Raw genomic sequence first — 20,447 nt, 5'->3', positions numbered from 1 at the left:
CAGAAGGCGCCCTTTTCAATCAAGGGGCCGGTGGAATGCTGCAAGTAGGATGGCGTGGAGCGAAGCGATACCCATCAATTGTCGCGCGGAATCCGCATGGGTATCGCTCCGCTCCACCCATCCTACGGCCATGGTTGCCGAAGGCGATGGCGCGCTGCTGGAGTGTCGGCTGGCGGTGACGGGGAGTGCGGATATCTGTGTGATCGAACTCGACTCACGCTGAGCAGAGAAGGGCGCCGGAAGGTGCCCTTTTCAATCAAGGGGCCGGCGGAATGCTGCGAGCAGGATGGCGTGGAGCGAAGCGATACCCATCAATTGTCGCGCGGGATCCGCATGGGTATCGCTTCGCTCCACCCATCCTACGGCCATGGTTGCCGAAGGCGATGGCGCGCTGCTGGAGTGTCGGCTGGCGGTGACGGGGAGTGCGGATATCTGTGTGATCGAACTCGAATCACGCTAAGCAGAAAGGGCGCCGGAAGGCGCCCTTTTCAATCAAGGGGCCGGCGGGATGCTGCGAGTAGGATGGCGTGGAGCGAAGCGATACCCATCAATTGTCGCGCGGAATCCGCATGGGTATCGCTCCGCTCCACCCATCCTACGGCCCTGGTTGCCGAGAGCGATGGTGCGCTGCGGGAGTGGCGCTTGTCTGTGGCGGGCAAGGCGGATATCTGTGCGATCGAACTCGAATCACGCTGAACAGAGAAGGGTGCCGGAAGGCGCCCTTTTCAATCAAGGGGCCGGCGGGATGCTGCGAGTAGGATGGCGTGGAGCGAAGCGATACCCATCAATTGTCGCGCGGAATCCGCATGGGTGTCGCTGCGCTCCACCCATCCTACGGCCCTGGTTGCCGAGGGCGATGGTGTGCTGCGGGAGTGTCGGCTGGCGATGACGGGGAGTGCGGATATCTGTGTGATCGAACTCGAATCACGCTGAGCAGAGAAGGGCGCCGGAAGGTGCCCTTTTCAATCAAGGGGCCGGCGAAATGCTGCGAGTAGGATGGCGTGGAGCGAAGCGATACCCATCAATTGTCGCGCGGGATCCGCGTGGGTATCGCTGCGCTCCACCCATCCTACGGATGAGTTACGAATACAACCGCGAACAACCGATCCACCGACTCATCACCCCTTCCTCCACCCACGCCCGCGCGGCGGCGATGTCCGGGGCGAAGTAACGGTCCTGCTCGTAGTGCGGTACCTGGCTGCGGATCAGCGTGCGCACTTCCTGCAGTTGCGGCGAGCTTTGCAGCGGTGCGTGGAAGTCCACTCCCTGCGCTGCGGCAAGCAGTTCGATGGCGACCACGCCGGCGCTGTTGGCGGCCATGTCCTGCAGGCGGCGGGCAGCGAAGGTGGCCATGGACACGTGGTCTTCCTGGTTGGCCGAAGTCGGCAGGCTGTCCACCGAGGCCGGGTGCGCCCAGGTCTTGTTCTCCGAGGCCAGCGCCGCCGAGGTGACCTGGGCGATCATGAAGCCGGAATTCAGCCCGCCTTCCTTGACCAGGAACGCCGGCAGGCCGGACATCGCCGGGTCTACCAGCTGGGCGATGCGCCGCTCGGACAGCGCGCCGATCTCCGAGATCGCCAGTGCCAGCACGTCGGAGGCCATGGCCACCGGCTCGGCATGGAAGTTACCGCCTGACAGAACATCGCCGTCAGCGCTGAATACCAGCGGATTGTCGGAAACCGCATTGGCCTCGCGCAGGAAAACGCTGGCGGCGAAGCGCAGGTGATCCAGGCACGCGCCCATCACCTGCGGCTGGCAGCGCAGCGAGTACGGGTCCTGCACGCGCTTGCAGTCGATGTGCGAGTGGTTGATCGGGCTGTCATGCAGCAACTCGCGGTACAGCGCGGCGACCGCGATCTGCCCCGGCTGGCCGCGTACTTCCTGGATGCGCGCATCGAACGGCACGAAGGAGCCTTTCAGCGCTTCCACGCTCAGGCTGCCGGCCACGACTGCCGAGATGAACAGTCGCTCGGCCGCGAACAGCCCACGCAGGGCCAGCGCGGTGGACACCTGGGTGCCATTGATCAGCGCCAGGCCTTCTTTCGGTCCCAGCACCAGCGGTTCGGCGCCGGCAATGGCGAGGCCTTCGCTGGCTTCGAGGATGCGCCCTTCATGGCGCACCTGACCGACGCCCAGCAGGGTCGCGGACATGTGCGCCAGCGGCGCGAGGTCGCCGGAGGCGCCCACCGAGCCCTGGGACGGAATGCATGGGTAGACCCGCGCGCGGTAGAGCTTGAGCAGCGTCTCGATCACCGCCGGGCCGACGCCGGAGAAGCCACGCGCCAGCGAGCCGATCTTCAGCGCCATGATCAGCGCCACGCTGGCATCGTCCAGCAGCGGGCCGGTGCCGGTGCAGTGGGAAAGGATCAGGTTGCGCTGCAGCGTGGCAAGTTGCGCCTCGGGAATCGAGGTGCGCGCCAGCAGGCCGAAACCGGTATTGATGCCGTACACGGTGCGCTGGTCGGCGATTATCTGGCTGACCGTCTGCGCACTGCGCAGGATGGCTTCGCGGCATTCATCCGCCAGTTGCAGGTCGGGTTGGTGCTGGTAGATGGCGCGCAGCTGGTCAAGATCGAACTGGCCGGGCGTCAGGAGCAGGGTGTCGGGCATGTCAGCATCCTGGATTCGGTGAAGTGTTACCGTGGATTGTTCCTGTATATACAGGTATAGCAATCACTGTGCCATGGTCGGCTGGCGCCTGCTCCACGGTGGCCCACCCCGCTGTGCGGCGGTTCAGGGATGAGTGAATATCACCGCCGGTGGCATTTCCAGTCCGATGGTCGTGGGCAAACCGTGCCTTGGCGGCTAAACCCTAAGGACACCAACGCGCCCGGAGTCGCCCATGTCCGCCCCCCGTTGCCTGCTCGCGCTGCTGCTGGCCTTCGGCCTGTGCGCGCAGACCCTTGCCGCTGGCTGCCCCTATCCGAAACCCGTGGTGTTCGCCGGGCTGAACTGGGAGAGCGGCATGTTCACCACCGAGGTGCTGCGCTTCATCCTGGAGAAGGGCTACGGCTGCCAGACCGATGCCGTGCCGGGTAACACCGTGACCATGGAGAACGCGCTGAAGCAGAACGACATCCAGGTCACCGGCGAGCAGTGGGCCGGGCGCAGCACCGTGTGGCAGCGAGCGGAGCAGGCCGGCCAGGTGTTCTCCGTGGGCGAGACGGTGAAGGGCGCCAGCGAAGGCTGGTGGGTGCCGGACTACGTGGTGCACGGCGATGCCAAGCGCGGGATCAAGGCCTCGGCGCCAGACTTGAAGTCCGTGAACGATCTGCCGAAGTACAAGGCCCTGTTCAAGGATGACGAGGAGCCGGCCAAGGGCCGCTTCTACAACTGTCCCACCGGCTGGACCTGCGAGATCGTCAACACGCAGAAGCTCAAGGCCTATGGGCTGGACGACAGCTATGTGAACTTCCGCACTGGCGCCGGCCCTGCGCTGGACGCGGCGATCACGTCGGCCATCGCCCAGGGCAAGCCGGTGCTCTTCTATTACTGGGCGCCGACGCCGCTGCTGGGCCGCTTCAAGCTGGTGCAACTGGAGGAGCCGCCGTTCGACGAGGCGGCCTGGAAGACCCTGACCGACCCGAACAACCCCAACCCCAAGGGCTCGCGCTCGCTGCCGGCGAAGATCAGCATTGGCGTTTCGCGCGACTTCCACGACAAGGCGCCGCCACTGGTGCAGGTGTTCGAAAAGGTCGAGCTGCCGCTGCCGATGTTCAACGCGCTACTGGCGGACATGGCGCAGCACCACCGGGACGTGGCGGATGTACGGGCGAAATTCTTCCGCGAGCACCGGGAGTTGTGGTCGAAGTGGGTGACAGCCGAGGCGGCGGGGAAGATCGATGCCGTGTTGAAATAGTCGCCAGGTTCGAAAGGGTTCGCGAGCAAGCTCGCTCCTACAGGCCGGCCACCACCGCGCTCTTTGTAGGAGCGAGCTTGCTCGCGAACTGCACCGCTGCGGGCTGGCATTCCCCGCTCGGAAATACTTGTCTATACAAGCTGTGTCCCTTCGTAGCGAGCGGTGTTACCGAACGCAACGGAACGGTGCATGGAAGCCTTCTTCTGGTGCGGTTGTCTGTCAGGTGGCACTTTCCGTCATCCACTGCCGATCGCCTTTATTTCGTTTTTAATGCTTATAAATCAATAGTTTGATCTCAACTATTGGCGGCCGGAGCACGGCCTCAGCCAAGGTTGGCCTTTCCTTTGCTTATACTTGTACATACAAGCATAGACATGATGGTGACGAACCCCTCGGCACCGTCGAACGAACCGCCAGAGCCCTCACCGGCTTAACGATCCGAGCAAGCGAAGGAGCCCTCCGTGACCAAATTCCGTGATGTCGAAATCCGTGCCCCGCGCGGCACCCAACTGAACGCCAAGAGCTGGCTGACCGAAGCGCCGCTGCGCATGCTGATGAACAACCTCGACCCGGAAGTCGCCGAGAATCCGAAGGAACTGGTGGTCTACGGCGGCATCGGCCGCGCCGCACGCAACTGGGAGTGCTACGACAAGATCGTCGAGACCCTGAAGGAGCTGAATGAAGACGAGACCCTGCTGGTGCAGTCCGGCAAGCCGGTCGGTGTCTTCAAGACCCACGCCAACGCCCCGCGCGTGCTGATCGCCAACTCCAACCTGGTGCCGCACTGGGCCAACTGGGAGCATTTCAACGAACTCGACGCCAAGGGCCTGGCCATGTACGGCCAGATGACCGCCGGCTCGTGGATCTACATCGGCAGCCAGGGCATCGTCCAGGGCACCTACGAAACCTTCGTCGAAGCCGGCCGCCAGCACTACGACGGCAGCTTGAAAGGCAAGTGGGTGCTCACCGCGGGCCTCGGCGGCATGGGCGGTGCCCAGCCGCTGGCCGCGACCCTGGCCGGCGCCTGCTCGCTGAACATCGAATGCCAGCAGAGCCGCATCGACTTCCGCCTCGCCAGCCGCTACGTCGACGAGCAGGCCAAGGACCTCGACGATGCCCTGGCGCGCATCGCCAAATACACCGGCGAGGGAAAGGCCATCTCCATCGCCCTGCTGGGCAACGCCGCGGAAATCCTCCCGGAACTGCTCAAGCGTGGCGTACGCCCGGACATGGTCACCGACCAGACCTCCGCCCACGACCCGCTCAACGGCTACCTGCCGGCCGGCTGGACCTGGGAGCAGTACCGCGACCGCGCGCAGACCGAACCGGCTGCCGTGGTGAAGGCCGCCAAGCAGTCCATGGCTGTGCACGTGAAAGCCATGCTGGAGTTCCAGAAGCAGGGCGTGCCGACCTTCGACTACGGCAACAACATCCGCCAGATGGCCAAGGAAGAGGGCGTCGAGAACGCCTTCGACTTCCCCGGCTTCGTCCCGGCCTACATCCGCCCGCTGTTCTGCCGCGGCATCGGCCCGTTCCGCTGGGCCGCGCTTTCCGGCGACGCCGAGGACATCTACAAGACCGACGCCAAGGTCAAGGAACTGATCGCCGACGACGCCCACCTGCACAACTGGCTGGACATGGCGCGTGAGCGCATCAGCTTCCAGGGCCTGCCGGCGCGCATCTGCTGGGTCGGCCTGGGCCAGCGCGCCAAGCTCGGCCTGGCGTTCAACGAGATGGTCCGCCGCGGCGAGCTGAAGGCACCGATCGTGATCGGCCGCGACCACCTCGACTCCGGCTCGGTGTCCAGCCCCAACCGCGAGACCGAAGCCATGCGCGACGGCTCTGATGCCGTGTCCGACTGGCCGCTGCTCAACGCCCTGCTGAACACCGCCAGCGGCGCCACCTGGGTCTCGCTGCACCACGGCGGCGGCGTGGGCATGGGCTTCTCCCAGCACTCGGGCATGGTGATCGTCTGCGACGGCACCGATGAGGCGGCCGCGCGCATCGCCCGCGTGCTGACCAACGACCCTGGCACCGGCGTGATGCGCCATGCCGACGCCGGTTACCAGATCGCTATCGATTGCGCCAGGGAGCAGGGGCTGAACCTGCCGATGATCACCGGCAAGTGAGGGGCGCCGCCAATACAACGGCGGATAACGCTGGCGCGTTATGCGCCCTACGACGGGCAAACCATCGCGGGTAGCGAACCAGGACCAGGGAGAGGGCCGCCGCACGGCGTGGTGCGGCGGCCCGGTCCGTCAGCAATGCAGTACATCGACAGACAAGAATTCCCTTCGGGAGAACAATAACGATGTCCCAGGCCAGTGATAGCTCCAAACCCCTGATCGAGGTGCGCTCGATCAACTACATCCCCGAGGCCGAGCGCCACGGCAAGCTCTACAGCCAGTTCACCCTGTGGCTGGGCGCCAACCTGCAGATCACCGCCATCGTCACCGGCGCCCTCGCCGTGGTGCTGGGCGGCGATGTGTTCTGGTCGCTGATCGGCCTGCTCATCGGCCAATTGCTGGGCGGTGGCGTCATGGCGCTGCACGCAGCCCAGGGGCCCAAGCTCGGCCTGCCGCAGATGATTTCCAGCCGCGTGCAGTTCGGCGTCTACGGGGCGGCCATTCCAATCGTGCTGGTGTGCCTGATGTACCTGGGCTTCACCGCCACCGGCACGGTGCTCTCCGGCCAGGCGCTGGGCCAGCTGTTCGGCGTCAGCGACAGCGTCGGCATCCTCATGTTCGCCAGCGTCATCGTACTGGTGACCGTGCTCGGCTACCGGGTGATCCATGTCATCGGCCGCATCGCCAGCGTCATCGGGGTGATCGCCTTCGTCTACCTGTTCAGCCGCCTGATGAGCCAGACCGACGTCAGCGCGCTGCTGCAGATTCGCCATTTCAGCTGGAGCAGTTTCCTGCTGGCGGTATCCCTGGCTGCCTCCTGGCAGATCGCCTTCGGGCCGTATGTCGCGGACTACTCGCGCTACCTGCCGAGCCGGACTTCCTCGGTGAAAACCTTCCTCGCCGTGGGCGCTGGCTCGGTGATCGGCGCCCAGGTGGCGATGATCTTCGGCGTGTTCGCCGCGGCCGGGGCCAATGGGCAGTTCGCCGGCCATGAAGTGGCCTACATCGTCGGCCTCAGCGGCAGTGGCGCGGTCGCCGCGCTGCTGTACTTCAGCATCGCCTTCGGCAAGATCACCATCTCGACGCTGAATTCCTACGGCAGCTTCATGTGCATCGCCACGGTGATCAGCGGCTTCCGCGGCCACCTGGAAGTGAGCCGCGTGCAGCGCCTGGTGTTCGTCCTGCTGATCGTCGGCGCCGCGACCCTGATCGCGTTGCTGGGCCAGCATTCGTTCCTCGGCGCGTTCAAGTCCTTCATCCTCTTCCTGCTGGCCTTCTTCACCCCGTGGAGCGCGGTCAACCTGGTGGACTACTACTGCATCACCCGTGAGCACTACGACGTGCCGGCGCTGGCTGACCCCGATGGCCGCTACGGTCGCTGGAACATCCCCGGCATCAGCGTCTACGTGATCGGCGTGCTGGTGCAGCTGCCCTTCATCTCCACCAAGTTCTACACCGGCCCGCTGGTGGATGCCCTGGGTGGCGTGGATATCTCCTGGATCATCGGCCTGGTGGTCCCTGCGGTTCTCTATTACCTGGTCGCCCGCCGTGTCACGCGGGCAGTACCGGACCGGCTGATCCTGCCGGCCCGCACCTGAACAGACCGGCCCGGCCGCGCAGCCACAAGCCCGCGCGGCCCTTGCACTGCCCAACCTCATTCACGTTTAGGAGCATCAGATGAACAACACCAAGAAGACGCTGCTGGGCCTGTTCCTGTCCGCCGGCCTGCTGGCCGGCACCTCGGCCCAGGCCGCCGGCTGGTGCGAGAGTGGCAAGCCGGTGAAATTCGCCGGGCTGAACTGGGAGAGCGGCATGCTGCTCACCGACCTCATGCAGATCATCCTGAAGAACGGCTACGGCTGCGAAACCGACAGCCTGCCGGGCAACTCCATCACCATGGAACAGGCGCTGGCGAACAACGACATCCAGATCTTCAGCGAGGAATGGATTGGCCGTAGCGACGCCTGGAACAAGGCCGCCGCCGCCAACAAGGTGGTCGGCGTGGGCGCGCCCATCGTTGGCGCCACCGAGGGCTGGTACGTGCCGCGCTTCGTGATCGAGGGCGACAAGGCGCGCAACATCGAAGCCAAGGCGCCGAACCTGAAGGCCGTCACCGACCTGGCGCAGTACGCCGAAGTGTTCCGCGATCAGGAAGAGCCGGGCAAGGGCCGCTTCTACAACTGCCCGGCCGGCTGGACCTGCGAACTGGAAAACTCCGAGATGCTGAAGAAGTACGGCCTCGAGGACAAATACACCAACTTCCGTCCCGGCACCGGCCCGGCTCTGGATGCCGCCGTGCTGTCGAGCTACAAGCGCAAGGAGCCTATTCTCTTCTACTACTGGTCGCCGACGCCGCTGATGGGCCAGGCCGACCTGGTGAAGCTGGATGAGCCGGGCGTGAACAAGGACGTGAAGATCCAGGTCGGCCTGTCCAGGGCCTTCCACGACCAGGCCCCGGAACTGGTGGCCGTGCTGGAAAAGGTCAACCTGCCCATCGACCTGCTGAACCAGAACCTGGCGAAGATGGCCAAGGAGAAACTGACCTCCGAGCAACTGGCCAAGGCCTTCCTCAAGGAACACCCGGAAGTCTGGACCAGCTGGGTCAGCGAGGACGCTGCGAAGAAGGTCCAGGCCGCGCTCTGATGCCGCCGATTCCGGGGATGCCCAGTGTCCCCGGTGATGCCCACTCCTGACGAGTACGTGCCATGTTTCCCGAACGCTTCACCTTCTCCATCGCCGACTGGGTCAACGGTTGGGTCGATGCCCTGGTCACCAACTACGGCGACGTGTTCCGCCACATCTCCGACACCCTGCTGTGGGCCATCGTCAACCTGGAGAGCGTGCTGCGCGCGACGCCCTGGTGGCTGATGCTGGCCATCGTCGCCGGCATCGCCTGGCACGCCACGCGGCGCATCCTGCCGACCGTGGTGATCGTCGGGCTGCTGTTCCTGGTGGGGGCGGTGGGCCTGTGGGACAAGCTGATGCAGACCCTCGCGCTGATGATGGTCGCGACCATCATCTCGGTGCTGATCGGCATTCCGCTGGGCATCCTCGCCGCGCGCAGCGACCGCTTCCGCGCCGTGCTGCTGCCCCTTCTGGACATCATGCAGACCATGCCCAGCTTCGTGTACCTGATCCCGGTGCTGATGCTGTTCGGCCTGGGCAAGGTGCCGGCGATCTTCGCCACGGTGATCTACGCCGCGCCGCCGCTGATCCGTCTCACCGACCTGGGGATTCGCCAGGTCGACCGCGAGGTGATGGAAGCCATCACCGCCTTCGGCGCCAACCGCCGCCAGCAACTGTTCGGCGTACAGCTGCCGCTGGCGCTGCCGAGCATCATGGCCGGCATCAACCAGACCACCATGATGGCCCTGTCGATGGTGGTCATCGCCTCGATGATCGGCGCCCGCGGGCTGGGCGAGGACGTGCTGGTGGGCATCCAGACGCTCAACGTCGGCAAGGGTCTGGAGGCGGGCCTGGCCATCGTCATCCTCGCCGTGGTCATCGACCGCATCACCCAGGCTTACGGCCGCTCGCGCCACCATGAGGCCAGCAAATGAGCAAGATCCAGGTCAAGAACGTCTACAAGATCTTTGGTGCCAAGGCCGACGCCGCCCTGGCGATGATCCGCCAGGGCAAGAGCAAGGCCGAGGTGCTCGCCGCCACCGACTGCGTGGTTGGGGTGAACGACCTCTCGCTGTCCATCGAGGCCGGGGAAATCTTCGTCATCATGGGCCTCTCCGGTTCCGGCAAGTCGACCCTGGTGCGCCACTTCAACCGCCTGATCGACCCTACCAGCGGGCAGATCCTGGTGGATGGCGAGGACGTGCTCGGCTACGACGCGGCCGCGCTGGAGAACTTCCGCCGGCGCAAGATCAGCATGGTGTTCCAGAGCTTCGGTCTGCTTCCGCACAAGAGCGTGCTCGACAACGTCGCCTACGGCCTGAAGATTCGTGGCGAGAGCAAGGCGCTGTGCCAGGAGCGCGCGCTGCACTGGATCGCCACGGTGGGCCTGAAGGGCTACGAGAAGTCCTACCCGCACCAGCTCTCCGGCGGCATGCGCCAGCGCGTCGGCCTGGCCCGCGCACTGGCCGCCGACACCGACATCATCCTCATGGACGAAGCCTTCAGCGCCCTCGACCCGCTGATCCGCGCGGACATGCAGGACCAGTTGCTGGAACTGCAGAAGACCCTGCACAAGACCATCGTCTTCATCACCCACGACCTCGACGAAGCCGTGCGCATCGGCAACCGCATCGCCATCCTCAAGGACGGCCAGCTGATCCAGGTCGGCGCGCCCAGCGACATCCTGCACAAGCCCGCCGACGAATACGTCGACCGCTTCGTCCAGCGCCGCGTCGCCGCGATCTAACGCCATTCACCGGCGGGGAAGGGGGCTTCCCCGCCTACAGGAGTCCTGCATGTCGTCCTCTTCCACCATCACCCTCGGCAACGGCCCGCTGCGCTGGCAGGACCTGGTCGCGGTGGCGCGCCATGGCGCGCGCCTGCAACTGGCGCCGGCCGCCTGGGCGCGCATCGACAATGCCCGTGGCATCGTCGAACGCATCGTCAGCCGGGGCGAGCGCGCCTATGGCATCAACACCGGGCTCGGTGCTCTGTGCAACGTGGTGCTGCAGGGCGAGCAACTGGCGCAGCTGTCGCGCAACACCTTGCTCAGCCATGCCTGCGGCGTCGGCGAGCCGCTGCGGGACGAGCAGACCCGCGCAATTATTTGCGCGGCCATCACCAACTACAGCCACGGCAAGTCCGGCCTGCATCGCCGCGTGGTGGAAGCGCTGGTCGCGCTGCTCAACCACGGCATCACCCCGCGCGTGCCGTCGCAGGGTTCGGTCGGTTATCTGACCCACATGGCCCATGTCGGCGTTGCCCTGCTGGGCATCGGCGAAGTGAGTTATCGCGGCGAAGTCGTCCCGGCCTTCCAGGCGCTGGCCGCCGAAGGCCTGGAGCCGGTGCAGCTGGGCGCCAAGGACGGGCTCTGCCTGGTCAACGGCACACCCTGCATGACCGGCCTGAGCTGCCTCGCGCTGGACGACGCCACGCGCCTCGCACAATGGGCCGACGTCATCGGCGCCATGAGCTTCGAAGCCCTGCGCGGGCAGATCGACGCCTTCGATGCCGAGATCATCGCGCTCAAGCCGCATCCGGGCATGCAGAAAGTCGGCGCCAACCTGCGCGCCCTGCTCGAAGGCAGCGAAGTGATCGCCGCCAGCAAGGGCATCCGCACCCAGGACGCCCTGAGCATCCGTTCCATGCCGCAGATCCACGGCGCCTGCCGCGACCAGCTGGAGCACGTGGCGAAGCAGATCGAGACCGAACTCAATTCCGCCACCGACAACCCGCTGGTGCTGGGCACGCCGGATGATTACCGCGTGGTGTCGCAGGCCAACCCCCACGGCGAATCCGTGGCCATGGCCGCCGACCTGCTGGCGATTGCCGTGGCCGAGTTGGGCGGAGTGGCCGAGCGCCGCCTGGATCGCCTGGTCAATCCGCTGGTCAGTGGCCTGCCTGCCTTCCTGGTGAGCCAGCCGGGGGTCAACTCCGGAATGATGATTGCCCAGTACGTCGCCGCTTCCCTGGCCGGTGAGAACCGCCAGCTGGCGCAACCGGCGGTGCTGGACAACTTCGTCACCTCCGGCCTGCAGGAAGACCACCTGAGCCTGGGCACCAGCGCCGCGCTGAAGCTCGGCCGCGCCCTCGACAACAGCCGGCGCATCCTCGCCATCGAGTACCTGCTGGCCGCCCAGGCCTTCGAATTCCTCAAGCCGCAGCGTTTCGGCGCCGGCACCGACTGCGCCTGGAGCCTGTTGCGCGAGCAGGTGCCGGCCTACGACAGCGACCGCTGGCTGGCGCCGGATATCGACCGCACCACTGCGTTGCTGGCCGACCCGGCAGCGCTGGACAGCGTCGGCGCGAGTATCGGGAGATTGCAATGAAACACCTCTGGCAGCACTGCCACGCGGCGACCATGAAGAATGGTCGTTACGCCATCATCGAAGACGCCGCGATCATCACCGAGGGTGAACGCATCAGCTGGATCGGCCCGCGCGCCGAGCTGTCCGAGCGCCCCTTGCAGAGCACCGACCTGGGCGGCGCCTGGGTTACGCCCGGCTTCATCGACTGCCATACGCACCTGGTGTTCGGCGGTGACCGCAGCGGCGAGTTCGAGCAGCGTCTCAATGGCGTCAGCTATGCCGAGATCGCAGCGGCTGGCGGCGGCATCGCCAGCACCGTGCGCGCCACCCGCGAGGCCAGCGAGGAACAACTGCTGGCCAGCGCCATCAAGCGCGCCCGCCCGCTGCTGGCCGATGGCGTGACCGTAGTGGAAGTGAAGTCCGGCTACGGCCTGGACCTGGAGAGCGAACGGCGCATGCTGCGCGTGGCGCGCCGCCTGGAGCAGGAGCTGCCGGTGACGGTACGCACCACTTGCCTGTCCGCCCACGCGTTGCCGCCGGAATACGCCGGGCGCGCCGGCGAGTACATCGATCAGGTCTGCAACCAGATTCTCCCGGCGCTGGCCGAGGAAGGGCTGGTCGACGCGGTGGACGCCTTCTGCGAACACCTGGCGTTCTCCCCAGCGCAGGTCGAGCGGGTATTCCAGGCCGCGAAGCGACTTGGCCTGCCGGTGAAGCTGCACGCCGAGCAGCTGTCCTCGCTGCACGGCTCCAGCCTTGCCGCGCGCTATGGCGCGCTGTCTGCCGACCACCTGGAGTTCATGGACGAAAGCGATGCCATCGCCATGGCCGAAGCCGGCACCGTGGCCGTGCTGCTGCCAGGTGCCTTCTTCGTCCTGCGCGAAACCCAGCTGCCGCCGATGGATGCCCTGCGCAAGCACGGCGTGAACATCGCCATCGCCAGCGACCTCAACCCCGGAACCTCGCCCGCGCTGTCGTTGCGGCTGATGCTGAACATGGCCTGCACCGCCTTCCGCCTGACTCCGGAAGAAGCCCTGGCCGGCGTGACGCTCAACGCCGCGCGCGCGCTGGGCATGGCCGACAGCCACGGCAGCCTGGAAGCGGGCAAGGTCGCCGACTTCATCGCCTGGGACATCCAGCGCCCTGCCGAACTGGCCTATTGGCTCGGCGGCGACCTGCCCAAGCGCGTCATTCGTCACGGCGAAGAGCTGTGAAACGCGACATTGACAGTGTTCTTGCAGGAGCGAGCTTGCTCGCGAACCCAGCTCCCCAGCGGGGCAGTTCGCGAGCAAGCTCGCTCCTACAGGACAGCCTTCGCCGGATACGGAGATAGCACCTCATGGATAACGTTCTCGAATTCAAGCGCGGCCGCGTGCCGTTGCTGATCAGCATGCCGCACCCCGGCATCCGCCTGACCCCCGCCGTGGAAGCCGGCCTGGTGGACGAGGCCCGCGAGCTGGCCGACACCGACTGGCACATTCCCCGGCTTTACGCCTTTGCCGAAGAGCTGGGCGCCAGCACGCTGGCCGCTGGCTACTCGCGCTACGTCATCGACCTCAACCGCCCGGCCGACGACAAGCCGCTGTACAGCACTGCCACCACCGGCCTCTACCCGGACACCCTGTTCGACGGCCGCCCGCTGTTCAAGGAAGGGCAGGCGCCCTCCACGGAAGAGCGCGCGCGTTACCTCAAGGAAGTCTGGACGCCGTATCACCAGACCCTGGCCGACGAGCTCGCACGGCTGAAGGCCGAGTTCGGCTACGCACTGCTGTGGGATGCCCACTCGATCGCCTCGGTCATCCCGCACCTGTTCGACGGCAAACTGCCGGATTTCAATATCGGCACCAACAGCGGCGCGAGCTGCGATGCTCCGCTGGCCGAGCGACTGGTCGCAGTGTGCGCCGAGGCTCCAGCCTATCGCCACATCCTCAACGGCCGCTTCAAGGGTGGTCATATCACCCGCCACTACGGCCAGCCGCAGGACAACGTGCACGCGGTGCAGCTTGAACTCGCGCAGTGCAACTACATGGATGAGCACGCGCCCTTCGGCTACCGCGAAGACCTCGCCGCGCCGACCGCCCAGGTGCTCCGGCGCCTGCTGGAAACCTTCATCGCCTGGGGCCGCGAGCGCTACGGCCGCTGAGTTTTACACAGCCTCCTGCCGCGCCGGGGCTTGTCGGCGCGGCGCCACCGGACCACGCATCCCGGCGGCGCTTCCCCGTTGTGGCAGGGAGCTGTCTTTTATTCGATGTGATGTTGTGCCAGTTGTCCTTCGGCATGCCGCACCAGCATTTCCAGCAGCAGCGCCTGGGTGTGCGGAGGCGTCTCATCGGCGCGGGTCAGGGCGTGGAGCGTGACCTTCACCGGAGGCGACAGCGGGCGCAGTGCGGTGAGTCTTTCGTCCGCGCCCAGTGCCGTGAAGGGGTCGACCAGCGCCAGCCCCGTCCCGGCCTCCACCAGCGTGCGCGCCAGCGCGTAGGTCTGTACTGAAATGCGCACGCGTGGCGGTGGTTCGACGTTCGCCAAGTGGCTTTCCAGGCGCGCGGATAGCGGGTCGGAGGTGGACAGCCCGATCATCGGCTCGCCAGCCAGCTCGTCCAGCGTCAGCGCCTTGCCCAGACGGTCTTCCGGCCAGTGGCCGCGCGGCGCCAGGGCGACCAGTGGGCCGCTGGCGATGACCTGCGAGCGCAGGCCGGGGTGGTCGGTCTGTTGCAGGGTCAGGGCAAGGTCGAGCTCGCGCATCAGCAGGTTCTGGATCAGCTCGCGGGAATGCTGGGTCGCCAGTTCGCAGCTGCTCTGCGGATAGCGGTCGGTCCATTCGCGGATCACCGGCGGCAGCAGCGACAGCGCCAGGGCCGGCGTGGCGCCCACGCGCAAGCGGTTCTCCGGCTGGCCGCGCAGGCTCTGCGCCAGGCGGCGCACGCCCTGCAGGCTTTCCGTCACCTTGGCAACTTCGCGCTCCAACTCCAGCGCCTCGGGGGTCGCCTGCAGTTTGCCGCGCACGCGCAGGAACAGCGGGAAGCCCAGCTGCTGCTCGGCGTGCTGCAGCACCTTGGTCACTGCCGGCTGGGAGACGTGCAGCAACTGCGCGGCGCCGCTGACCGAGCCGGTCTCGCGGATGGCCTGGAACACTTCGATGTGGCGCAGGCGCATGGGCGTCTCCCCTGATGTGAACAACGCGCGCGTATAACCCGAGGTTATGGATTGCCCATGTTTATTCATTGTTCGCCGCCTGTCACCCGGCCCTAAGGTCGAGGCCTGGAATCGATTGGCAGTGAGACGGCAATGGCACAGCGGGTTTGCATCATCGGCGCGGGTGTGGTTGGGCTGGCCACGGCGCAGGCGCTGGTCCAGGAGGGCTTCGACGTCAGCGTGCTGGAAGCACGGGATGCGGCCGGGCTGGAAACCAGCTTCGCCAACGGCGGCCAGCTGTCCTACCGCTATGTGGCGCCGCTGGCCGATGCCGGCGTGCCGCAGCAGGCTCTGGGCTGGCTGCTGCGCGGCGACTCGCCGCTGCGCCTGCGCCCGCGTCTGGACCTGGCGCAGTGGCGCTGGCTGCTGGAATTCACTGCGGCCTGCCGACGCTCGGTGAACCAGGCCAATGCGCAACATTTGCTGCGCCTCGCGCTGTTCAGCCAGAGCACCCTGGCGCAGTGGCGGGAGGATGGTCTGGACGGCTTCGACTGGCGCCGCAACGGCAAGCTGGTGGCCTTCCGCGATGAAGGCAGCTTCCGCAGTGCGCGGCAGAACCTGTCCGATCCTGCCGCGCAATTTGTGCTCTCGGCACAGCAATGCCGCGAGCTGGACCCGGCGCTGGCGCGTGCGCCCTTCGTCGGTGGCATCCATACGCCGGACGAAGAGGTCGCCGACTGCTTCCTGTTCTGCCAGCGGCTGGCCGAGCGGCTCCAGACGTCCGGCCGTTGCCGCCTCGTCTACGGGCATCCGGCATCGAGGCTGGTCCTGCGCCATGGCGCCGTGGCCGGCGTAGAGGCGGGCGGCCAGACGTTCGAAGCCGATCACGTCGTGCTTGCCGCCGGCTACCGCAGCGCCGCGCTGCTGCCGGGCGGCCCGCGCCTGCCGCTGTATCCGCTGAAGGGCTACAGCCTGACCGCGCCAATCCGCGTCGAGGACCACGTGCTGGAAGTGAGCCTCACCGACTACGACCGCAAGGTGGTCTATGCGCGCATCGGCGAGCGTCTGCGCATCGCTGCCATGGTCGATATCGTCGGCTTCGACCCGCGCCTGGAGCCCAAGCGGCTGGCGCTGATCCGCCAGCAGGCGGCGGGTACGCTTCCGGACGCCTGCGATTACGGCGCCGCCATCGAATGGGCCGGCATGCGTCCGGCCACGCCCACCGGCGTGCCGCTGGTGGGAGCCTGCGGGCCACGTGGCCTGTGGCTGAATCTCGGCCACGGCGCGCTGGGCTTCACCCTCGCCTGTGGCAGTGCGCAACTGATTGCCGCGCAGATCGCCGGGCGTCAGCCGGATATCGACACGACCGGCCTGACGCCCGCGCGATTGGCCGGCTGATTCAATCGGATCAGGAGACTCACCATGCAACTCACACGCATCGCCACCAACGACCGCCTTTCCGGCGCTATGGTCTTCGGCTCGCTGGTGTTCCTCTCCGGGCAGGTGCCCGGGCAGGCCACCGACATCCAGGGTCAGACCCGCGAAGTGCTGGCGAAGATCGACGCGCTGCTGGCTGAAGCCGGCACCGGGAAGGCGAACATCCTCAGCGCGACCATCTACCTCAAGGACATCGCCGCCGATTTCGAGGCCATGAACGGCGTCTGGTCCGCCTGGCTGCCGGAAGGCTGCGCACCGACCCGCACCACGGTACAGGCGCTGCTGGCGCGCCCGCAGGTTCTGGTGGAAATCACGGTGATTGCCGCGCGGCCCTGAACCCCGACCCGACCCACAACAACAAGAAGGATCGCACCGATGAAACGATTTGCACTGGGAATACTGGCAGCGTCCAGCCTGGTCTGCGCGCTGGCGCAGGCCAACGAGGCACTGGATGGCACGCTGAAGAAAGTTGCCGAGCGCGGCACGATAACCCTGGGTTATCGCGACGCCTCGGTGCCGTTCTCCTACCTGGGCGACAACAGTGGCCAGCCCATGGGCTACTCGGTGGACCTGGCCGGCAAGGTGGTCGAGCGCATCAGGCAGAAGCTCGACAAGCCCGATCTCAAGGTGAAATACAACCTGGTGACCTCGCAGACGCGCATTCCGCTGGTGCAGAACGGCACCGTGGACCTGGAATGCGGTTCCACCGGCGTCACCGCCGAGCGCATGAAGCAGGTCGCCTTCTCCTACGGCTTCATTTACGTCAAAGGCCAGTTGCTGACCGCCAGGGACAGCGGCATCCAGGACTTCGCCGACCTCGAGGGCAAGAACGTGGTGACCACCGCCGGCACCACCAACGAGCGCTACCTCAAGGCCTACAACGCCGAGCACAAGCTGGGCATGAACGTGGTCAGCGCCAAGGACCACGGCGAGGCCTTCCTCATGCTGCAGTCGGGCCGCGCGGTGGCCTTCTACATGGACGATGCGCTGCTCTACGGCGAAAAGGCCAAGGCCCGCGACCCGCACCAGTGGGTGGTGGTGGGCGAGCCGCAATCGCGGGAAATCTACGCTTGCATGGTGCGCAAGGACGATCCGCAGTTCCTCGCCCTGGTCAACCAGACCCTGGCCGAGCTGTATTCCTCCGGCGCGATCAAGGGCATCTACCAGCGCTGGTTCGAGCAGCCGATCCCGCCGAAGAACCTCAACCTGGAATTCCCCATGACTGCCGAGCTGCAGGCGATCATCGCCAGGCCCACCAGCGAACCGGTGCAGTAACGCCGCTAGCGTTGCAGGCCGAGGTGGCGGATCAGTGGCTGCGCCTCGGCCAGGCGTTCCCAGACGTCGTCGAGCAATTCGGCGGGGTAGTAGGAAGGCAGGCGCGGCAGTTCCTGGCGCGGTATCCAGGCGACCTCGCGGATATCGAACTCGTCGCCGCCCAGGCCGCGCAGGTTGTCCAGGCTGACCCGGCCATCCCAGGCGTCGACGCGATAGAACAGCTCCATGTGGAAGCGCCCGGCCACTGGCTCGGCGAATTCGCGCACGTAGACCAGTGGGCCGACTTCCACGGCCAGCCCGGTTTCCTCGCGGCACTCGCGGCGCACGGTGTCGCGGGTGGACTCGTCCTTGTCCGACTCGAAGCCGCCGCCCGGCGGGATCCAGTACTCATTGCCGGCGACCGCATGACGCACCAGCAGGATTTCGTCGTTGCGTAGCAGCAGCCCGGCAGCGCGGATGCGGTGTTGCAGGGGGGACGTCATTGCCAGTCGAGCCTCGCCAGTTTCCAGTCGGCGCCGTCGCGCCACCATTCCAGCTTCACGGAGTAATGCCCGGCGCTGTCGGGGATGAAGTTCTCGGCGCCAGTGAGGGCCACCTGCGCGTCAGTGTGGCCGCGATTGGCGTAGGTCGGGTCGAGCCTGCTTTCGCTGCTGAGCAGGATCACCTTGACCTGCTGGTGGCGCAGGAACATCAGCGTCATGGTGCGCCTGGCCCAGTCGCGATCGAATTCGCCGTTGGCGCGGAAGTCGCCGGCCAACTGATCGATCACGGCCCCGCTATTCTTCGCTTCGAGGTTGTCCTGCAGTTGCTTGACCGCGGCATCCAGCTGCGCGCGCGGATCGTCCCGGTCGCAGCCGGTCAAGGCGAACAGCAGCAGGAATAGAGAAAGAAACAACTTCCGTGGCATGGCTCACTAACTCCCTTATGGGTTTTTCGCTGGCCCGAGTATCATGCCCGACACCGTGGGGTCCGAAGACTTTCGATGGAAGTCGTGCCGCGACAACGCGACTTTCTATAAGTAGGCGACAGGCCCTAGGATGGTTACTGGTCCGGGAGCGACCGTACGCACTGATCCAGGAGCGAGCCATGCAAACTTTGTATCCGGAAATCAAGCCTTACGCGCGCCATGAACTGGCCGTCGAAGCGCCGCACGTCCTCTATGTGGACGAGAGTGGCACGCCCGACGGACTGCCGGTTCTGTTCATCCATGGTGGTCCGGGCTCCGGTTGTGATGCCATGTCGCGGCGCTTCTTCGATCCCAACCTCTACCGCATCGTCACCTTCGACCAGCGCGGTTGCGGCCGCTCCACGCCCTACGCGAGCCTGGAGAACAACACCACCTGGCACCTGGTGCAGGACATCGAGCGAATCCGTGAGCACCTGGGCATCGACAAGTGGGTGCTGTTCGGTGGCTCCTGGGGCTCGACCCTGTCGCTGGCCTATGCCCAGGCCCATCCCGAGCGCGTGCTGGCGCTGATCGTGCGCGGCATCTTCCTCTGTCGTCCGCAGGAAATCCGCTGGTTCTACCAGGAAGGCGCGAGCCGCCTGTTCCCCGATTACTGGGAAGACTACCTGGCGCCGATCCCTGCCGACGAGCACGGCGACCTGCTGAACGCCTTCCATCGCCGCCTGACCGGTCCGGACCAGATTGCCCAGATGCACGCGGCGCGTGCCTGGTCCACCTGGGAAGGCCGCACCGCCACGCTGCGACCGAACCCGGCGGTGGTCGAGCGCTTTGCCGATCCGCACCGTTCGTTGTCCATCGCCCGCATCGAGAACCACTACTTCGTCAACAATGGCTTCCTGGAGCCCGACCAGTTGCTGCGCGACATGCACAAGATCGCCCACCTGCCGGGCGTGATCGTGCATGGCCGCTATGACGTGGTCTGCCCGCTGGACAACGCCTGGGCGCTGCACAAGGCCTGGCCCAACAGCGAACTGCAGATCGTCCGCGATGCCGGCCATGTGGCCGGCGAGCCGGGCATCACCGATGCGCTGGTGCGAGCCACCAACGAGATCGGCCGCCGCCTGCTGAACCTGCCGCCGGAGGCCGAATGAAGGGGCTGATCCAGCGGGTGCGCGGTGCCCGTGTCGAAGTCGACGGCGAAATCGTCGGCGCCATCGACCATGGGCTGCTGGCCCTGGTGGGGGTCGAACCCCAGGATGATGAGGCTTCCGTGAACCGTTTGTTGCACAAGCTGCTTAACTATCGAGTGTTTGGCGACGATGAAGGTAAAATGAACCTTTCATTGAGCGATGTCGGCGGCGGCCTGCTGCTGGTCTCGCAGTTCACCCTGGCCGCAGATACCCGAAAGGGGCTGCGACCGAGCTTTTCCAGCGCGGCGTCACCTGAAAAGGGCGCCGCGTTGTTCGATCTACTCGTGGAACAGGCGCGAGAGCGTCATTCGCTGGTCGCCACTGGCCGTTTTGGCGCCAACATGCAGGTCCACCTGGTCAATGACGGCCCGGTGACCTTTCTACTGGAGGCTTGAACGCGCGGCAGCTTGTCATATCGCCGTGGGATGATGGTTAGGGCTTATGCACTTAGAACAATGCGCCTCCGGGAGCCAGAAGTACCCGTGGAAAAAATCGGGGAATCATTCAGGCTCACCGGGGTCGGAATTCAATCGCCGGCAATTTGGCATCGCCTTTGCTGGCTTTAATCGTTTTGTGTTCACGGACGAG

At 65.9% G+C, this 20,447-nt stretch carries 18 protein-coding genes; 14 read left to right on the top strand and 4 right to left on the bottom strand.

Annotation, left to right across the window (positions count from 1 at the left end; genetic code table 11):
• Positions 1 to 1,080: 1,080 nt before the first annotated feature.
• The gene (gene hutH / locus L6D89_RS06390) at positions 1,081 to 2,610 is read right to left on the bottom strand and encodes a histidine ammonia-lyase (RefSeq protein WP_236199133.1); all 1,530 of its coding nucleotides are present in this window, start codon (positions 2,608 to 2,610) and stop codon (positions 1,081 to 1,083) included.
• Positions 2,611 to 2,842: 232 nt separating this feature from the next.
• On the opposite strand from hutH (L6D89_RS06390), the gene L6D89_RS06385 reads away from it, so the two are divergent.
• The 9 genes from L6D89_RS06385 to hutG all read left to right on the top strand — a co-directional run bounded on the left by L6D89_RS06385 (position 2,843) and on the right by hutG (position 14,061).
• Positions 2,843 to 3,859 carry an ABC transporter substrate-binding protein gene (locus L6D89_RS06385; RefSeq protein ID WP_236199132.1) on the top strand — a complete coding sequence of 339 codons (1,017 nt, stop codon included), beginning with the start codon at positions 2,843 to 2,845 and terminating at the stop codon, positions 3,857 to 3,859.
• Positions 3,860 to 4,320: 461 nt separating this feature from the next.
• Positions 4,321 to 5,988, top strand: a complete 1,668-nt coding sequence (hutU, locus tag L6D89_RS06380) for a urocanate hydratase (RefSeq protein WP_236199131.1) — start codon at positions 4,321 to 4,323, stop codon at positions 5,986 to 5,988.
• 182 nt (positions 5,989 to 6,170) lie between these two features.
• Positions 6,171 to 7,583, top strand: a complete 1,413-nt coding sequence (locus L6D89_RS06375; protein ID WP_236199130.1) for a purine-cytosine permease family protein — start codon at positions 6,171 to 6,173, stop codon at positions 7,581 to 7,583.
• A gap of 79 nt (positions 7,584 to 7,662) precedes the next feature.
• Positions 7,663 to 8,628 (top strand): ABC transporter substrate-binding protein, encoded by a 966-nt coding sequence (locus L6D89_RS06370; protein ID WP_236199129.1) that lies wholly within the window; start codon positions 7,663 to 7,665, stop codon positions 8,626 to 8,628.
• Positions 8,629 to 8,690: 62 nt separating this feature from the next.
• Entirely contained in the window at positions 8,691 to 9,545 is an 855-nt protein-coding gene (locus tag L6D89_RS06365; protein WP_236171167.1) for an ABC transporter permease, read from the top strand.
• Positions 9,542 to 10,357: a quaternary amine ABC transporter ATP-binding protein gene (locus tag L6D89_RS06360; RefSeq protein ID WP_236199128.1), complete on the top strand. Its 816-nt coding sequence runs from the start codon at positions 9,542 to 9,544 to the stop codon at positions 10,355 to 10,357. The genes L6D89_RS06365 and L6D89_RS06360 overlap by 4 nt, the downstream gene beginning before the upstream one ends.
• 49 nt (positions 10,358 to 10,406) lie before the next feature.
• Complete coding sequence (hutH, locus tag L6D89_RS06355; RefSeq protein WP_236199127.1) at positions 10,407 to 11,939, top strand: histidine ammonia-lyase; 1,533 nt, start codon at positions 10,407 to 10,409, stop codon at positions 11,937 to 11,939.
• Positions 11,936 to 13,132 carry an imidazolonepropionase gene (gene hutI / locus L6D89_RS06350; RefSeq protein ID WP_236199126.1) on the top strand — a complete coding sequence of 399 codons (1,197 nt, stop codon included), beginning with the start codon at positions 11,936 to 11,938 and terminating at the stop codon, positions 13,130 to 13,132. Before hutH (L6D89_RS06355) ends, hutI begins: the two co-directional genes overlap by 4 nt.
• Positions 13,133 to 13,257: 125 nt before the next feature.
• Positions 13,258 to 14,061, top strand: a complete 804-nt coding sequence (gene hutG / locus L6D89_RS06345) for an N-formylglutamate deformylase (protein ID WP_236199125.1) — start codon at positions 13,258 to 13,260, stop codon at positions 14,059 to 14,061.
• A gap of 98 nt (positions 14,062 to 14,159) precedes the next feature.
• Here hutG and L6D89_RS06340 read toward each other — a convergent pair whose 3' ends face one another.
• Positions 14,160 to 15,140: a LysR family transcriptional regulator gene (locus tag L6D89_RS06340; protein WP_236199124.1), complete on the bottom strand. Its 981-nt coding sequence runs from the start codon at positions 15,138 to 15,140 to the stop codon at positions 14,160 to 14,162.
• Between the two features lie 63 nt (positions 15,141 to 15,203).
• On the opposite strand from L6D89_RS06340, the gene L6D89_RS06335 reads away from it, so the two are divergent.
• Genes L6D89_RS06335 through L6D89_RS06325 form a run of 3 tightly spaced genes read left to right on the top strand, consistent with a single transcriptional unit; the run spans position 15,204 to position 17,762 of the window.
• A complete protein-coding gene (locus tag L6D89_RS06335) occupies positions 15,204 to 16,448 on the top strand; it encodes a D-amino acid dehydrogenase (protein WP_236199123.1) in 1,245 nt (414 codons plus the stop codon).
• 24 nt (positions 16,449 to 16,472) lie between these two features.
• Positions 16,473 to 16,823 (top strand): RidA family protein, encoded by a 351-nt coding sequence (locus tag L6D89_RS06330; protein ID WP_054910854.1) that lies wholly within the window; start codon positions 16,473 to 16,475, stop codon positions 16,821 to 16,823.
• 39 nt (positions 16,824 to 16,862) lie between these two features.
• Positions 16,863 to 17,762 carry a transporter substrate-binding domain-containing protein gene (locus L6D89_RS06325; protein WP_236199122.1) on the top strand — a complete coding sequence of 300 codons (900 nt, stop codon included), beginning with the start codon at positions 16,863 to 16,865 and terminating at the stop codon, positions 17,760 to 17,762.
• Between the two features lie 5 nt (positions 17,763 to 17,767).
• Here L6D89_RS06325 and L6D89_RS06320 read toward each other — a convergent pair whose 3' ends face one another.
• Positions 17,768 to 18,244 (bottom strand): NUDIX domain-containing protein, encoded by a 477-nt coding sequence (locus L6D89_RS06320; RefSeq protein WP_236199121.1) that lies wholly within the window; start codon positions 18,242 to 18,244, stop codon positions 17,768 to 17,770.
• Positions 18,241 to 18,669 carry a hypothetical protein gene (locus L6D89_RS06315; RefSeq protein WP_236171175.1) on the bottom strand — a complete coding sequence of 143 codons (429 nt, stop codon included), beginning with the start codon at positions 18,667 to 18,669 and terminating at the stop codon, positions 18,241 to 18,243. The genes L6D89_RS06320 and L6D89_RS06315 overlap by 4 nt, the downstream gene beginning before the upstream one ends.
• A 179-nt stretch (positions 18,670 to 18,848) precedes the next feature.
• Here L6D89_RS06315 and pip point away from each other — a divergent pair, with 179 nt between their 5' ends.
• Positions 18,849 to 19,820, top strand: coding sequence for a prolyl aminopeptidase (pip, locus tag L6D89_RS06310; protein ID WP_236171176.1), 972 nt, complete (start codon positions 18,849 to 18,851; stop codon positions 19,818 to 19,820).
• Complete coding sequence (gene dtd / locus L6D89_RS06305; protein WP_236199120.1) at positions 19,817 to 20,254, top strand: D-aminoacyl-tRNA deacylase; 438 nt, start codon at positions 19,817 to 19,819, stop codon at positions 20,252 to 20,254. Before pip ends, dtd begins: the two co-directional genes overlap by 4 nt.
• Positions 20,255 to 20,447 lie beyond the last annotated feature (193 nt).

Origin of the sequence: Pseudomonas pseudonitroreducens, from assembly GCF_021603645.1 — a bacterium.
Classification (GTDB): Bacteria; Pseudomonadota; Gammaproteobacteria; order Pseudomonadales; family Pseudomonadaceae; genus Pseudomonas; species Pseudomonas pseudonitroreducens.
The sequence above is the reverse complement of the archived record's forward strand: the minus strand, read 5'-3'. Positions and strand labels throughout refer to the sequence as shown.

Bases quoted from the DNA above. Each gene is read 5' to 3' on its own strand.
- hutH (WP_236199133.1), bottom strand. From the start codon at position 2,610: ATGCCCGACACCCTGCTCCTGACGCCCGGCCAGTTCGATCTTGACCAG.
- L6D89_RS06385 (WP_236199132.1), top strand. From the start codon at position 2,843: ATGTCCGCCCCCCGTTGCCTGCTCGCGCTGCTGCTGGCCTTCGGCCTG.
- L6D89_RS06375 (WP_236199130.1), top strand. From the start codon at position 6,171: ATGTCCCAGGCCAGTGATAGCTCCAAACCCCTGATCGAGGTGCGCTCG.
- L6D89_RS06370 (WP_236199129.1), top strand. From the start codon at position 7,663: ATGAACAACACCAAGAAGACGCTGCTGGGCCTGTTCCTGTCCGCCGGC.
- L6D89_RS06365 (WP_236171167.1), top strand. From the start codon at position 8,691: ATGTTTCCCGAACGCTTCACCTTCTCCATCGCCGACTGGGTCAACGGT.
- L6D89_RS06360 (WP_236199128.1), top strand. From the start codon at position 9,542: ATGAGCAAGATCCAGGTCAAGAACGTCTACAAGATCTTTGGTGCCAAG.
- hutH (WP_236199127.1), top strand. From the start codon at position 10,407: ATGTCGTCCTCTTCCACCATCACCCTCGGCAACGGCCCGCTGCGCTGG.
- hutI (WP_236199126.1), top strand. From the start codon at position 11,936: ATGAAACACCTCTGGCAGCACTGCCACGCGGCGACCATGAAGAATGGT.
- hutG (WP_236199125.1), top strand. From the start codon at position 13,258: ATGGATAACGTTCTCGAATTCAAGCGCGGCCGCGTGCCGTTGCTGATC.
- L6D89_RS06340 (WP_236199124.1), bottom strand. From the start codon at position 15,140: ATGAATAAACATGGGCAATCCATAACCTCGGGTTATACGCGCGCGTTG.
- L6D89_RS06335 (WP_236199123.1), top strand. From the start codon at position 15,204: ATGGCACAGCGGGTTTGCATCATCGGCGCGGGTGTGGTTGGGCTGGCC.
- L6D89_RS06330 (WP_054910854.1), top strand. From the start codon at position 16,473: ATGCAACTCACACGCATCGCCACCAACGACCGCCTTTCCGGCGCTATG.
- L6D89_RS06325 (WP_236199122.1), top strand. From the start codon at position 16,863: ATGAAACGATTTGCACTGGGAATACTGGCAGCGTCCAGCCTGGTCTGC.
- L6D89_RS06320 (WP_236199121.1), bottom strand. From the start codon at position 18,244: ATGACGTCCCCCCTGCAACACCGCATCCGCGCTGCCGGGCTGCTGCTA.
- L6D89_RS06315 (WP_236171175.1), bottom strand. From the start codon at position 18,669: ATGCCACGGAAGTTGTTTCTTTCTCTATTCCTGCTGCTGTTCGCCTTG.
- pip (WP_236171176.1), top strand. From the start codon at position 18,849: ATGCAAACTTTGTATCCGGAAATCAAGCCTTACGCGCGCCATGAACTG.
- dtd (WP_236199120.1), top strand. From the start codon at position 19,817: ATGAAGGGGCTGATCCAGCGGGTGCGCGGTGCCCGTGTCGAAGTCGAC.